General features: G+C 54.6%; 10 protein-coding genes. 5 read left to right on the forward strand and 5 right to left on the reverse strand.

Features of this window, described 5'->3' with window-relative positions; translation table 11 throughout:
- Positions 1-525 precede the first annotated feature (525 nt).
- Together NDI54_RS07215 and NDI54_RS07220 are read left to right on the forward strand one after the other, a co-directional pair.
- Positions 526-1,512: a PD-(D/E)XK nuclease family protein gene (locus NDI54_RS07215; RefSeq protein WP_310895784.1), complete on the forward strand. Its 987-nt coding sequence runs from the start codon at positions 526-528 to the stop codon at positions 1,510-1,512.
- A gap of 346 nt (positions 1,513-1,858) precedes the next feature.
- The gene (locus NDI54_RS07220; RefSeq protein WP_310895785.1) at positions 1,859-3,679 is read left to right on the forward strand and encodes a hypothetical protein; all 1,821 of its coding nucleotides are present in this window, start codon (positions 1,859-1,861) and stop codon (positions 3,677-3,679) included.
- Positions 3,680-3,907: 228 nt separating this feature from the next.
- Here the strand turns inward: NDI54_RS07220 and NDI54_RS07225 are convergent, their stop codons facing one another.
- Both NDI54_RS07225 and NDI54_RS07230 read right to left on the reverse strand, forming a co-directional pair.
- Complete coding sequence (locus NDI54_RS07225; protein WP_310895786.1) at positions 3,908-7,783, reverse strand: Eco57I restriction-modification methylase domain-containing protein; 3,876 nt, start codon at positions 7,781-7,783, stop codon at positions 3,908-3,910.
- Between the two features lie 744 nt (positions 7,784-8,527).
- Complete coding sequence (locus NDI54_RS07230) at positions 8,528-8,842, reverse strand: hypothetical protein (RefSeq protein ID WP_310895787.1); 315 nt, start codon at positions 8,840-8,842, stop codon at positions 8,528-8,530.
- Between the two features lie 390 nt (positions 8,843-9,232).
- Here NDI54_RS07230 and dinB point away from each other — a divergent pair, with 390 nt between their 5' ends.
- Entirely contained in the window at positions 9,233-10,594 is a 1,362-nt protein-coding gene (gene dinB, locus NDI54_RS07235) for a DNA polymerase IV (RefSeq protein WP_310895788.1), read from the forward strand.
- 21 nt (positions 10,595-10,615) lie between these two features.
- Here dinB and NDI54_RS07240 read toward each other — a convergent pair whose 3' ends face one another.
- On the reverse strand, positions 10,616-10,969 hold the full coding sequence (locus NDI54_RS07240) for a hypothetical protein (RefSeq protein ID WP_310895789.1): 354 nt from the start codon (positions 10,967-10,969) through the stop codon (positions 10,616-10,618).
- A gap of 125 nt (positions 10,970-11,094) precedes the next feature.
- On the opposite strand from NDI54_RS07240, the gene NDI54_RS07245 reads away from it, so the two are divergent.
- Positions 11,095-12,981 carry a helicase HerA domain-containing protein gene (locus NDI54_RS07245; protein ID WP_310895790.1) on the forward strand — a complete coding sequence of 629 codons (1,887 nt, stop codon included), beginning with the start codon at positions 11,095-11,097 and terminating at the stop codon, positions 12,979-12,981.
- A 27-nt stretch (positions 12,982-13,008) separates the two neighbouring features.
- On the opposite strand, the gene tpiA is transcribed toward NDI54_RS07245, so the two are convergent.
- Entirely contained in the window at positions 13,009-13,656 is a 648-nt protein-coding gene (gene tpiA / locus NDI54_RS07250) for a triose-phosphate isomerase (protein WP_008309909.1), read from the reverse strand.
- A gap of 102 nt (positions 13,657-13,758) precedes the next feature.
- Here tpiA and NDI54_RS07255 point away from each other — a divergent pair, with 102 nt between their 5' ends.
- A complete protein-coding gene (locus NDI54_RS07255; RefSeq protein ID WP_310895791.1) occupies positions 13,759-14,364 on the forward strand; it encodes a response regulator in 606 nt (201 codons plus the stop codon).
- A gap of 1 nt (position 14,365) precedes the next feature.
- Here the strand turns inward: NDI54_RS07255 and NDI54_RS07260 are convergent, their stop codons facing one another.
- The gene (locus NDI54_RS07260; RefSeq protein WP_310895792.1) at positions 14,366-14,893 is read right to left on the reverse strand and encodes a multiprotein bridging factor aMBF1; all 528 of its coding nucleotides are present in this window, start codon (positions 14,891-14,893) and stop codon (positions 14,366-14,368) included.
- Positions 14,894-14,934: the final 41 nt, after the last annotated feature.

The following is a 14,934-nucleotide window of genomic DNA, read 5'->3' on the forward strand; positions in this document are numbered from 1 at the left end:
GCATTAGAGTTACAGAATAATCTTAACCAACTCTAACACCCTCAATGCATTAGAATTCTCTAATTCAATTAGTAGAATGAAATACTATGATACATATTTCAAAACAATGCATTTAGAATGCTTGGAGCAAAGGGGCAGAGTAATATAGCCACGGTAGATTCTAAGGCATCTGACACAGTCCTGAGTGTGTTTTATAATCTTCCAAGTGCCCTTGGTCATGTTGGACGAAAAACCTCATATGGACTAACTGAGGAGCTTTTAGTATTAGTGGGATTTATGACCGTAATGAGTCTCGCAATGTCATAATATAATATATATTATGTTATAAGGAACACACCAGATATTTTAGTGTTTAAGTAGAGGGGTTAAAACATTCGTACCATCTCCACAGCTCACATATAGGTAGCTTCGTCTGAGAAATTTCTCGTCTAAGGTCAGGAATAGGGGGTGAATTGACTACTCGTATTTCCCCTCTCCATCTCAGCCGTCCATGAGTTTTTGCCCTTGTGCTGAGGAAGATCAGATATGTCATTCAGTCCAACCTGGCATAATCTTCTCGACAACGTGGATGAACTCCCTTCTGACGCGACACTCCTGGCTCCACTCTCACGAAAGCCTTTCCGTGTATCAGCCGCTCAGGAGCATCGTATACTCATCTCGTTCCGGGATGGTGACGAAACCATCCCACTCCAGCGTGATCAGTTTGAGACGTTATTTCAGCGTGTCCAGGATAGCAATGGTGACTTCGATCTTGACCGACTCCCACCGGACGCCGAACCCTACGCGACTGTACTGAGTCTCCACCCACGGTTTGAGATTGATGATCGGAAAGGGACGCTAACAGAGAGTGACACGCCAACAGGTTCGCCACTGGTTGATGGTTACGAGGTAGATAGTGACGAAAGTCAGCGAGAAGAACCTGATATTCCAGTCTATGCTGACGCACTACTACTCATTGACGCGCTCGAACGCCATGATCCGACCGACTTGGAAGGGATGGAAACACCCGCACTGGTGAACCTCTACACACTTCTCTCCGACGTACAACGGAATGCTAATGACCTGCGACAAGATGTTCGGAGCGTTCTGCTCAGCCGTCTCCATCACGACCAACCAGTGTCCGGTCAGTACGGCTCAGTTCAGCGCACGTCTCGACGTAACCGTTCATTGAGGGACGAGGATGAAGTGCTTGAGACACTGAAAGATGCGGGTATCGACCGGAAGCGCGTGACCAGTGTGGACACCAGCAAGGTTGATGAAGCCTTGGAGGTGACGGAGATCGCGGAATCGGATGTGTATGAGATCGAGGAGAGTGAATACGTTCGCAAAGCTGAGGTAGACGAGGACGAGAAAGAGTCTCGACTCCAAGGACTGAAAGATAGACTTGCGGCGACAGACGAAAATACCGACGAACTTCAGCAGGAGATTGAAGAACTGGAACAACGCATTGACGATCTTACCAGCTTTGACTCCGCGTCAACATTCCACACGAAATCAGGGGGTGATTCGTAGTCGGTAACGGAGTAAAAAGTTCAATCTAACCACAAAGTTAAATCATTATGTATAGATCGTACGTGGAGGAAGTCAATGAGCTATTATTTCGGTTGGAATATTCGCCGCACCTGGCTACGAAATAGGTAGACAAGTCTCTTTCAGATATATTCGGTTAGAAGTGAGAAGTTGGAGGTAGCTTAGAAGGCTTACATTAGATGTGAAGAGTATTTTAAAAGAGAGAGCATGGAAGAAAACCTGGTGGCACTGGTATGTACTGTCGCTTGAATATCATCTGATTCGGCTTGCGACCCAGCAATGATTTGTACGTCCTTCCTTTGAGTATAGTATCTCCAACGATAGTCTGTTGACGAAATCGGCACCAGAGCTTAGCATTGATGATGTTCGAGATCGCCTCGAAAGTACTATTCATACCGCGTTTGAGCAAGACGGCTCAACTCTCGTTGAAGCACTTCCTGCGATGGGGAAAAGCTATCACGCAATCAAGTGGGCAGAGACAACCGGGAAGCACCTCTCAGTCTTCACATCACGTCGTGAACTCTACGGACAGTATGAACAGTGGTGCATAAATCGGGAGTTGGATTTCCACGTTCTACCTGCTTTTCACCATCTGTGTGATACCATGGGTGAAGGTTATTCCATCGAGAATGATGTGAGTGAAGTCTATGATGCAGGGATTTCAGGAGCAGAAATCCATCGAAAGTCCAAACAGTACTTTGGGAGCAAACTTCCCTGCCAGCACGATGGTCCCTGTCAGTACATGGATGCGCGGGAATTTAATCCTGAAGACTACGATGTTTTGATTGGTCATTATCTCCAGGCACACAATCGAGACTATCTCGAAGATCGCTATGTCGCCATAGACGAATTTCCCAGTGATGCTTACTTTTTTGATCCGACACACAACGAAGCTACGAGAGCTGTAAGCAACTATCTGAAAGCCGAAGATAATCTTCCCTTCGAAAACTGGAAAGACCTGCGTTACAGGCGACACAAGGACGAGTATGAAGATACAGTAGAGGAGTGGAAGGATGAACTCGGCTTCTATTCCCACCGGGACACACGTGTCCAGCTACAGCAGAACCCTGGTTTTCACGCTCACGCACCATTGTTGACTCACGCCGGGCTTGAATTTGAGTTGTTAGGGAACGAGTGGGAATATGCGGAACTGGGTTCAGGTCGCAAGGCGGTTCGTAGTCCAGAAGATGAGTGGACAGTACTCATCCCACCGCCGTTCTACGCGGCAGAGAGCGTAGTTGCGCTTGATGGCACACCCATGATCAACAAATGGCGACTCGTCCTTGGAGGTGATTGGGTAAATCACGAGACTGTCCTTGAGGATGATCAGGAGAAACGAACATATCTTAGCGAAGTTCTTGGCCTCAGAATCATCCAAACCGACGCTGGTACGAAACCATACGAAAGTGGAGTTCACGTCAATACCCAATCCGACGGCGCACTCTTGGAAAGTGTTCCGGAACGTGAGGGAACACGACCTGCCGTAATCACATCAAAAACAGCCAAAGAGATCTATAGGTCCTCTGGATTGGACGACTATATTGAAAGAATAGGCCATTATGGCGATTTGAAAGGAAGTAATGATTTTGCAGACACAGACCTCGCAATCGTCATTGGTAGTCCACACCCTCCAGAAAACGAAGCTGTCGAACGGTGGGCCGCTTTTGATGGGGAATCAGTAGAACGGGCAACGGATGAAGATGGTCAAGACCTTCGTGGAGTTGACCTCGATCTCGGGCCACTTGGAAATGCCCTCTTTCAAGATGTTGTCCAATACGAAGTTCTACAAGCCGTGATGCGATTTGGACGAACCCCGGATAAACCAGTTCATGGAGCGACAGTGTACGTTCACACTTCTCGACTCCCTGAATGGGTGAATCCTGAAACATACTTGGAGGTGACAACTTGGTCCAATGGAATGCAGGAAGTTGTGGAGACAATCAAAAGTTCAAAGAAGTGGCCGAATGGAGAATGGACGAACAAAGAGATTGCAGAAGGGATTTCAATCGGCAAGAAACAGGTCTGTGATTTGATGAAGGAATTAGACGAAGAAGGATATGTGTCACATTGCCGTGCTGGCCGTGGGAATGCGTATCATTGGTCGAATGTGAAATTGGAATCATTAGCTGAATACGGTGAAGTAGTCTAATCTTTTCCAATATTTCACGTACAATATACATACGTAGAACTTCGGAAAACATCGTCAAATAGTAGTTCTAATATTAATTCATTGACGCGGCTAAATTGGTGACCTATTTTGTACCCTATTCAAATCCCGATCAGTTTCTTTTCAATAATATTATGTATTAGTCTCTAACACGACTCAATGCATTTCTTATTATAATAAGAAGTACAATCCTGGTTTTAGGTGAGACTTTTAGAATACTTCGAGGTAGTCTTCAACGACTTGCCGCTCATCCTCGCTAAGTTCGAATAGGTCATATACCGTTTGGTCAATCTCCGCTTCCAGGTCTTCGATATTGGTGTCTTCGATAGTCTGTTGGTCGTCTTCTAATTCCTCCATGAGCTGTTCCACTCCGTCACGAGACTGAGGAATGGGGATCGTCTGTTCCTCGCCCTTCTTCATGTTTCGTCCATCAACTGTAGCGTGGACGTACTGCGCTCGAAGCTTCCTTTCTTTTCTATCTCCTCTATCCATCAGAGGATTCGTAATCTCGTCAGAGCGTCCAGCCGTAACAGCGAACCGACCCCCAGTCCCTTTTTCTTGTATATCCGCGTTGACTGGATAGCGCCGAGTCTGCCACTCGTAATCTATATATCTAAGATCGCCGTCGAATTCCCCAAGATAGGCCTCAGGGAACCGCTCTGTCCTATTTCTCAGATCTATTGAACTGACTATTTTATTTACTCGGTTCGTCAAAATTTCCTGACTCCCATCTTCTACTGCAGTAACTACGGGAAGCTTCTCGACAAATTGTGACCGATATTCGTGTGCTCCTGAAATCTTCAGTGCGGCAATGTGTTTAAAGTAGAATTCCACCGGTTTTGAGTTTAGTTGCGATGCAATAATCTCAGCTTTGTCCTGATAAGACTCTATTAAGTCCGTACCGTATGCAGTCGTAAAATACCAAGTACCAAACTCATCTAACATAAATGAGGAGCGTCCTTTCGAGATTGCGGGTTGAATTATCTTTGGCTGTTCAAATTTATCCAAGTTTTTGGGATAAATATATCCATACCAATCCGGCTTGTCTCTCATTCGACCACTTTCACGATCCTCTAATTCCTGTTTGTGTGTGTTGAAATATTCCCACGTGAGGGGGAGTTCTTTTTTGAGGTATTCTGGAGAATAAAGTCCGGAATCACCGTCTGAATCTTCAGCATAGTATGGGTGGATAACGTGCTGTCCCGACCATTCTCCCCTCCATCGTTGCACCTCGTCTCCCTGTAAAAATGGTCGGAGAAGGTCGGTTTCAATTTCGTATTCTTTTTCTTCACCGAGAGGGACTACAGTCACTATATCGCCAGTATCTGCTGACTCAACACGATCAGCATCCTGCACATTTACGATATATATTTTGTTGGCACTGGTACGGATACCTTGGAATACTGCATCAGTTACGTCCCCGACTGTTTGATTAGAATTTGCTTCGAGTTTCTTGAATATTGCCAGTTCATCCTCAGGCATAAGAGACCAGAACCCCCCGTCAAGAGCTGATTGAGGAAAATCGAACACGTCAATATATTGGTCGGAATATCCAGGGGTTCCTCGGTGTTCACTAACTGCATTTACTATGTTCTTATCGACTTGGTTTCCACTCTCCTCGTCAACATTGGCTTTAACTCGAATGCATCGAACGTCATTATTTTGACGTTCTTCTGGAGAGTCCTCTCTCTCCAAAATAAAAATCGTAGGACAATTCATTGCGTCCTCAAAAACACCTGAATTACGGAAGTCATACATTTCCTCCAATTTTGTCTTTTGGAGGATTTCATGTCGCATCCCCTCTCCATACTCTGTATTCATGAACTGATTGGGTGTGATATATCCGAGACGCCCTCCTTCAGATAGCATATCAATCCCCCGTTCAGTAAATAGACAATATAAATCGTAGTTTCCTATCGCTGAATCATATAAGTCGTCAAGAAATCGCTTTTGACGGTCGGGCAAATACTGAACCCTGACATATGGTGGGTTTCCAACAACGTAGTCGTAGTCCATGTAATTCTTAACGACAAGTGCAAGAACGGTATCCTCAAATATTTTGAACAGCCGTCCGTCGCCGTGGTCTTCTCGAAGGTAACGCACAGTTCCGAGAATATCGTTGACATACGGCTCAAAGAAATCCTCCACACCATCATACTCACGGGTCGTGTAGCGGTGTACACCCTCTTTGAGACCGCCACCGTACTCCCACCAATTTTCGTGCATATGGAATTTCACCACGTCCAACACGCCCTGTAAGGCCGCATAATATTCCCCAAAGTTACGAACTCCAGCATTCACTTTCGCCGTGTTGTACTTCGGCATCCGCACTCGCTGAACGAGGAATCCATCTTCCAACTCAGTGTCAGCTACTTCTTCTTCATCTACCTCAATTGGGAGCGGTACGGGAATCTTAACATCTTGGCTGTCCTCGGTGATTGAGTCCAGTGTCATCTGCGTCTGTTCGTTATCACCAATGTCAATTCCCGTTAGCTCACGCTCGTTTCGCAAGGAGTCGGTCCGGAAGATCGGGAGCCGACGAATAGTGAAATCATCATTAGCTTGTTTGGCTTCCCGGTACTCTGGAAGGATTGCGACCATAAATCGAATTTGCGCCATCAACACCGCGAATGGGTGAATGTCGAGGCCGACGATATGGGGTGTGGTGCAGAGTTCGGTGAGGTGCTCCTCCCAGTCTGGATCGTCATTGTACCGTCGCACATCTTCGAGATAGCGGTTGACTGCTTCTACGAGGAACGTACCAGACCCACAGGATGGATCGATGAGGCGTTCCTGTGAAACGCCGACATTGTAGTCCACGCCGTCCATAATGTAATCGATAACTGGTTGAGGCGTGTAGAACTCCCCAAGAGCTTTCCGTGTCTCCGGGTCGAAATACCGCTGATATAGGTTCCCGAGCGGATCGCCCTCAATCCGTGAGAAGTCGAACTTGAGAACCGCAAAGGAAACCTGTGCGATAGCACGACTGAACCGTTCCCGTGTCGCCGGCGTCACGCGACTCACTTCGCTTCCTTCCTTGGCGACCGTCTCGAATCGATTGTAGGGATTCTTGTGTTGGCTGGCGGTCTGCTCGCCATAACCGTCTGCCCACCAAATGAATATATCGTCCTCGAAGAGACTTTGAACAAGCTGGTTCCGCATATCTTCGATCATTCCGTTCGCCGCAATCGGGTAGGCATCGAGATCGATTGTCCCATTGAACCCTCCCAGTTCATCGAAATACCTCCGGAGGCCCTTTTCTGTCGGGAAGAAGTCGTGATCGTCAGTTGCCTTTGCTAAGAGGAGACGAGCGAGTAAGGCGTGTCCGGATTCCAGACAGAACATAAAGTCACGGAGAGACTGCTTCCCGTCGATGAACGACTCCCACGAGTCGGGTGTCTCGTCAGGCTCGCTGGCGTAGCTGGCTTCCCAGAAGTCGTACGCGCCCTCCACGAACTTGGCATGTTGTTCGTCGCGGAGTTCTTCGAGGAGGTCCATCATCGCAGTCACAAGATTTGCGAAGGGACTGTCCTCTTCTAACCGGAACGTATCGAAGAAGTGGTCCCGCCCGAGTTCGCTATCAAGTTCCACTTCATCAAGACGGCTGAGAAAGTCGTTAACACTATCTGGGTCAGTAATGTCCCATTCTGGTTTCCGAAGTGCCGCTTCGAGATCTGCAGAATCACCTTGCGTAGCATCTTCAAGACTTGTGGTGAGAAGTCGAGAATGACCGTCACGACGATACAGTCGTATTTCTTCACCATTTGTCAGAACGCCATAGTCAGCTTTCAGTTCATCGACGTAGTGGAACAGTTGGTCCTCGTGAGATCCGAGACTTTCACCGGTGGTCTTGAACTCGTAGACTGCGGTGACTGTTTCATTTTCATCAAGAGTGACGTAGTCTGGACGCTTGTTGTCAGGGAGCGACCATTCGCTTCGGAGATCAAACCCCGCACCACCGTACCCAAGAAGCTTGTAGAAGTTTTCGTTGAGGAAAGCATTTTCAACGTCCTTTTCACTCATATCTGCATCGAGGCGGGAACCGATTCCGTGGAGGGCCTCAAGAAATGCCGACGTATCAACCATACCCCCTCTGAGACAGTCAGGTATTAAAAAGTTGGTTCAACCGATATTCCCTCGGGGCTGGGAATTCGGTTAATGTTCTGTTCTTCTCGATATACTAATTCTCCCTCAATGCACCCAATACGGTAGAGGCGTGTTGTCGATCTTCATTGTCACGCCTGGGATCTTCTTTGATTTGCTTCATTTCGTACTGAAGTAAGGTAAGGATTCGAGGGTAAAATTCTATGTAATATTACTCAACTGTCAGGTATTTAAACGAGGTGACTGTTGGTTGTAGTTAGGACCATTTTGGTGATAGCAGACGACTCAATGCATGGAGTTTTGGCGTTTATGCGAGGATTCTCTATGTATCATACGGTGGGGTAGACCAAAGCTTTAAACCGTGAGTCGAACGTAGATGTGTATATCGGTATTCGGACAGGAAGAAAGAGGGTGATGTTGCCGGATGCAGGCCGAAAAACGGCAATTAGAGGACCTGAGCCTTCCAAGCTCATGGCCCGGGTTCAAATCCCGGTCGCCGCATCATGCGAGGAACGTACGTGACGAGCGGATGCTCAATCCGGCGATTTGAACCCTACAAGTCGCAGTGCACGCAGCGAATGAAGTGAGCGAGTACAACCGTCTTGGTTCGGTTCAAATCCCGGCTGCCGCAGTCTCCGTCAACAACATCGACCAGTCCCTAGGCGATCCGGCCTCTTGAAGCTCTCTGCGTCCGTTCTCTGGCCGGCATCGTGCCACCAGACGCCGTTATGCCGACTCGACAGCGGCTTGGTCGAACTCCGCCCAGTCGTCGCCCAGCCACTCTTGCAGACGATCAGTGACGCCGGCGAAGTCCTCGCCATCCTCGAAGGATTCGACGACGACCCAGCCGTCGCCGTCGCGGTCGTAGCCGAGGCTGTACCCCCGGTCGTCGTTGATGATAACGACGAACGCGGCCACCACATCGAGGTCCGGGAAGAACCCGACCGGCGCGAACCCGTAGTCGTCGTGCTGGGCTTCGAGGGCCGAGATCTCGCTCGTCGAGAGTGGTCTGTCCGGCAGCGAGTCCGTCAGCTCTGTCATTACGTCGTAGTCGTGGAGAGGGGACCGAAAGCGTTTCGAGCACGAGTACGCCTTGGTGTCGCCGAGAAATGTAATTCAATTGTGATGTCGGACAACATTGAAGTGTTACCATGTCTTTTGTTAACATGGAGCTTCCGACGCTCCCGGCGGGAACGACCGTCGTACCATCCGGGATTGGCATCGGCGGACGACAACTAGTCGGTGGAGCAATGGCCACTCCACCGATTACGCATCGTTTCGTAAACCAACGGCGCACGGAGCATTTGACACCCCCACCCCACTACCTTCCCTGCCTCCGTTTTCGCCGTATTTTGACACACTGGGTCGGTACTGACGTGACAGTCCCGGCGAGGCCGGAGGGGTTTTCTACCAGTACGCGTAGCTTCGGGTATGGACGCCGCGCGGCTCCCCGGGACCAGCGGCCCCGAGCAGATCGTCGCGCACGTGGACATGGACTGTTTCTACGCCGCCTGTGAACAGCGGCGGGAGCCGGCACTCAGGGGCGAACCCCTCGTCGTGGGGATGGGCTACGAGAACGGGGCAACCCACGGGGCCGTCGCGACCGCGAGCTACGAGGCGCGGGCCTATGGGGTCGAATCGGCGATGGCGATCTCTGAAGCGCTGGAGCGGCTCCCCCGCAAAGTCGAGGCCGTCGAGGACCCGGACCTGGATGTCGAAGACGCCGGGTACTACCGCCCGGTAGATATGGACTTCTACGAGTCCGTCGCCGCGACTGTCAGAGAAATCCTCCACGCAGAGGCGGATGTCGTCCGCGAGGTGAGTATCGACGAGGCGTATCTGGATGTCACCGAGCACGTCGCCTGGGAGACAGTCGAGTCGTGGGCACAAGACCTGAAAAACAGCATCGAGTCGGAGGTGGGCGTGGCGGCGAGCGTCGGCGTCGCGCCGACGATGAGCGCCGCGAAGGTAGCCAGCGACCGGGACAAGCCCGACGGCCTCGTTGTCGTGGAACCCGGGACCGTCCGTGAGTTCTTTTCCGACCTGCCCGTCGAGGATGTCCACGGCGTCGGCCCGGTCACCGCCAGGAAACTCGACTCGCTCGACATCGAGACTGCGGGCGATCTGGCGGCCGCCGACCCGGAGTTGCTGGCCGAGCGCTTCGGCGAGCGCGGCCGCGAAATACGCCGTTACGCCCGCGGCGAGGACGAGCGGTCAGTGACGCCGAAAGGCGACCCCAAGAGCCTCTCGCGGGAGTCCGCGTTCACCGACGCGACGACCGACTCGGAGGTCAAGTGCCGGCAGGTCCGCACGCTCGCCGACGCTGTCGCCGACCGCGCCCAGCGGAAGGGTGCGCGCTACCAGACCATCGGTATCAAGGTCGTGACGCCACCGTTCGACGTGAACACGCGCGCCCGTTCGCTCCCCGGCCCAGTTGAGGAGCCGGACCTGGTCAGGCGCGTCGCGCTGGACCTGCTCGGAGAGTTCGACGACGACCCGGTCCGGAAGGTCGGGGTTCGGGTCTCGAACCTTGATTTCTCGGCCGGCGAACAGGCCAATCTGGACGGATTCGGCGGTGACGCCGGAACCGAGGAGACGGCCCGTAGCACCACCGCGACCAACGGCGCGGAGACGGCCGAAAGACGGGACGGCGAGGGACAGGTCGGTCTCGGGACGTTCGCCGAGAACGGCGGGGGTGGCGAGCCCGCCGGAGAGACGGCAAACGAGGGGTCGGACAGCCGTGATACTCACATCACGCTCCCGTCCGGCCAGACCACACTCGCGGATTTCTAAGGGCTCCTTCGGCGAGTTCGCTCAGGCGACACCGTGTTCTAGATTCTCCAGAAGTTTCCCGACGAACAGACCCGCTCGCGGTGAGATGGTGTCCTCGGCCGAGACCTCAGTGGGGTGCGCTGCCAGCGTTTCGACGAACCGCTGGCTGTGGGTCATCGCGTGTAACATGTCGACTACGTCGACCACCAGTCCCTCGTCGCTGGTGTCCATGCCGGCATAGCGCTCCTTCTCGGCCTCGGAGTAGGTGATCGTCCAGGCCGGGCCGCCGGCAGCAGCGACGATGTCGTCGAGCGGGGCCACTTCCAGCGGGCCGTCGTCACTCCCGACGTACACCGTTCCGTCCTCGACGAACGTCTCGTATCTGTCCCCAGCCACCAATCGTGTATGTCAAGGCGTGCCACCACAATAGCCGTTGCCCTTGCTGTGGAACCTGTTCCACAGTTGATGGTCGTCTGACGGAGAGTTATGGGGCCTGCGCGTCTCCTTCCGTACAGAAACGCATGGCAGAGACCGAACAGATAACTGTCGCGACAACGAGCGCGGGGCCGGGTGGGACCGGGGAACCGGGCGAGACGGTCAATCTCCCGGTGGTGGAACTACTGACCGGCCGAGGGTTCATCACCGGCAAGAGCGGGTCCGGGAAGTCGAATACGGCGAGCGTGGTGGCCGAGAAACTGCTGGACAACGGCTTTGGCCTGCTCATCGTCGATATCGACGGCGAGTACTACGGCCTGAAAGAGGAGTACGAGATCCTTCACGTCGGCGGCGACGAGGAGTGTGACATTCAGGTCACGGAAGACCACGCCGGCAAGATCGCCTCGCTGGCGCTGGAGCAGAACGTCCCGATCATTCTGGACATCTCCTCGTTCCTCGACGAGGAGGAGGCCGAGACGCTGCTGACGGAAGTCGCCAAGCAACTGTTCGCCAAAGCGAAAAAGCAGAAACAGCCGTTCCTGATGCTCGTCGAGGAGTGCCACGAGTGGATGCCCGAGAAGGGGTCGATGGGTGAGGTCGGGAAGATGCTCATCAAGATCGGGAAACGCGGCCGGAAACACGGGCTGGGCATCGTCGGCATCAGCCAGCGTCCGGCCGACGTGAAGAAGGACTACATCACCCAGTGTGACTGGCTGGTCTGGCACCGCCTGACCTGGAACAACGACACGAAGGTGGTCGGGCGTATTCTCGACAACAAGTACGCCGATGCCGTCGAGGACTTAGACGACGGCGAGGCGTTCATGATGAACGACTGGGCCGAGCAGGTCCGCCGGGTGCAGTTCCACCGCAAGCAGACGTTCGACGCCGGCGCGACGCCTGGCCTCGACGACTTCGAGCGCCCGGAACTCAAATCCGTCAGCGACGACCTCGTCTCCGAACTGGAGACCATCAGCGAGGAACAGGAGGCGACGGAGAACCGTATCAAGGAACTCCGCGAGGAACTGGACAAGAAGAACTCCCGCATCGCCGAACTGGAGGCCGAACTACAGGACGCCCGGGACCTCTCGCGGATGGCCGAGCAGTTCACCGAAGCCATGTTGAGCCAGGCCGAGGACTACAACCCCGGCCGAACGGAACAGGAGAAGATGCGCCGCCAGCGCGAGCGGTTTGCAGGCTCGTCGGATTCGGACGACAGCGCGGATACCGACGGAGAACAGCCCTCGGAACCGGACGACAGCGCGGATACCGACGGAGAACAGCCCTCGGAACCGGACGAGACCGCCGACGCCACGTCCGGCGGCGGGTTCGGTGACGCGTTCAGCGCTTTTGCCGCGGACGGGGCCGCAATGAACGGCGGTAGCGCGGATGACGAAATAGCGACGGCCGACAGTCCCGTGGACGGCGAACCGGCGTCGAACGGTCACGCCGAAAACGCCGACGTAGCGACGAACGGAGCGAGCGCGGACGACGGTGCGGTGGCCGTCCCAGTAAACGGACAGGCTGAGACGGACACCGCTGACGCGGACGACGCCGCGCTGAAAGCGGCCATCGCTGAGGCCGTCGAAGCCGAGGAAGCGAGCGGGGAGACCGAAGCCCCTACTGACGAGAGCGACGACTTCGATGGCCCCGCTGTCTATGGCACCCTCCGAGATGACATCGAGGAGTTAGACCGGAAAACCCGTCGCATGCTTGCGTACTACCGGGAACAGGGACCCGGAACGCCACTCAACGCCCACTTCTCGGCGGGCGGCTCTGGGGACCGGACGGCAGCCTACGCGAGAAACAGAGAACTACGTCTCCGCGGGCTGGTCGAACACGTCGGCCGTGGGAAGTACGATGCCCGGCTGGCCGCGCTGGTCCGAGAGGAGAGCGACCCCCAGCTTGAGGAAGACGAAGTCGAGTCGGTTATCTCTCGACTCGAATCAGCGTTTCTGGACGGAGACAACGACTGAAACAGTAGGACTGCGATAGCAGCGATTTTACAGCAGCGGTTCGACGAGGTCTTCGAGCGCTGCACGCGGGTCGTCGGCCTTCGCGACGCCGCTGGCCAGCAGGACACCGCTCGCGCCGAGGTCGCTCGCCGAGACGAGGTCTTCGCCGGTCGAGATGCCAGCGCCACAGAGCACGTCCACGTCGCCGTTGACACGGGCGGCGGCGTCGACTGCGCCGGTCACGATGTCCGGGTCGGCCTTGCTGACGGGCGTCCCGGTGCCGATGAGTTCCGGCGGTTCGACGGCGACGCCGTCGGGATCGAGCGCGGCGGCCGCGCCGATCTGTGCAGGGTTGTTCGCACAGACGATGGTTTCGAGGTCCGCGCGGTCGGCGGCGTCGAGCGCGCCGTCGATATCCGCGAGCTTGAGTCGGTTCTCGGAGTGGTTCAGGAGCGTCCCGACAGCGCCGGCGTCTGCAGCGGCCTCGGCGAGGGTACTGCCGGTGTGGCTGCCGTGCTCGACGGCGCTGACGTGCTGTGCCCACGTCTCGACGCCTGTCTCCGCGACAGCGCCGATCTGTGCGGCCTGTGGTGCAACGGCGACGCGAACGCCGGAGTCGTCGCTCACGTCGGCAGCAGCCGTCGCTACCTCGACCGGGTCACACGGGTACGCCTTCAGATTAACAAGGACGAACATACCGAAGCCACCGGCTGCTGTCGGGAAATAGGTTGCGAAGCCGCGGCTGGGGCGGCGGCGTACGTTCCCATAGCCTCGCCCGTCCCGGTCCGCCGCTCGGGGATGACAATTATTACTGTCCAGACGAGAGGGGAAACGAGACAAGCCGTGACAGCAGGGGATGACGACACACCGACCGTTCTGATTGTCGAGGATGAGCAACACCTGGCCGACCTGTACACCGACTACCTCAGCGACCAGTATCACGTCCAGACGGCCTACAGCGGTGAAGAGGGATTAGAGATGCTGTCGTCCGACATCGACGTGGTGCTGCTGGACCGCCGGATGCCGGTGGTCTCCGGCAACGAAGTCCTCGCACAGATCGAGGAGCGGGGCCTTCGCTGTCGCGTCGCGATGGTGACCGCTGTCGACCCCGATTTCGACATCATCGAGATGCGCGTCGACGACTACCTCGTCAAGCCCGTCACCCGCGACGACCTTCAGGAGGTTGTCGACCGATTGTACAAGATCCGGGAGTACAACGAGCGCCTCCAGAAGCTCACCTCGAAGAAACTCAAGCGCAACGTCCTCCGCGTCGAGAAGGCCGAGCAAGAACTGCAGGACAGCACGCGGTATCAGGAGCTCCAGGACGATATCGAAACCATTTCGGCGAATGTCGAGTCGCTTGCGGACGAACTCGATGTCGAGAAAGACGACCTGCAGCTATAATCTAGTCTTTCCGCTTCACGACATCGCCGAGCGTGTATTCGCCGTCACTGCTGCCGCCGGACCACTCGGTCTCGTCGGCGCTGCCACCGGCGCTCAGCGAGATATCGAGCGCGTTTTCGAGTTTCGACTGCACCTCGTCACTGGGCAGGGAGTTGCCCTGTTCGAGCTTCCGGATGAGGCTCGCCTTCTCGTTGAGTTGCTTGGCGAGTTCCTCCTGGCTGAGGCCCTGGGATTCCCGACCCTTGCGGATTCGGTCGTGGTAATCCTGTGCGATTTCGTCCATCTCGTCGAACATGTCCCGGCGACGGCCGCCGGACCCGCCACCGCCCGACGAACTCGATGTCGAGGACGAACTCGACGATGAAGACGAAGACGACGTTGAGTACTTCGTCGACGTGGACGACGTTTCCTCCGTCTTGACCTCCGTGCCGAAGTCGGTACACTCGTCGCAAACGTCGAGTTCGGCCCCCTCGATTTTGACGCGGTTCGGAGATGAAACCTCCGTTCCGCACATCTCGCACTGAACCATACCGACGGCTTGGACGGGGCGCGGTATAAATGGTGCGCTGA

The organism is Haloarcula terrestris (assembly GCF_031624315.1).
In the GTDB taxonomy this organism is placed as follows: domain Archaea; phylum Halobacteriota; class Halobacteria; order Halobacteriales; family Haloarculaceae; genus Haloarcula; species Haloarcula terrestris.

Excerpts from the sequence above, each read along its gene's own strand:
- dinB (WP_310895788.1), top strand. The coding sequence starts at position 9,233 with ATGGACGCCGCGCGGCTCCCCGGGACCAGCGGCCCCGAGCAGATCGTC.
- NDI54_RS07260 (WP_310895792.1), bottom strand. The coding sequence starts at position 14,893 with ATGGTTCAGTGCGAGATGTGCGGAACGGAGGTTTCATCTCCGAACCGC.
- NDI54_RS07255 (WP_310895791.1), top strand. The coding sequence starts at position 13,759 with ATGACAATTATTACTGTCCAGACGAGAGGGGAAACGAGACAAGCCGTG.
- NDI54_RS07245 (WP_310895790.1), top strand. The coding sequence starts at position 11,095 with ATGGCAGAGACCGAACAGATAACTGTCGCGACAACGAGCGCGGGGCCG.
- NDI54_RS07230 (WP_310895787.1), bottom strand. The coding sequence starts at position 8,842 with ATGACAGAGCTGACGGACTCGCTGCCGGACAGACCACTCTCGACGAGC.
- NDI54_RS07215 (WP_310895784.1), top strand. The coding sequence starts at position 526 with ATGTCATTCAGTCCAACCTGGCATAATCTTCTCGACAACGTGGATGAA.
- tpiA (WP_008309909.1), bottom strand. The coding sequence starts at position 13,656 with ATGTTCGTCCTTGTTAATCTGAAGGCGTACCCGTGTGACCCGGTCGAG.
- NDI54_RS07225 (WP_310895786.1), bottom strand. The coding sequence starts at position 7,783 with ATGGTTGATACGTCGGCATTTCTTGAGGCCCTCCACGGAATCGGTTCC.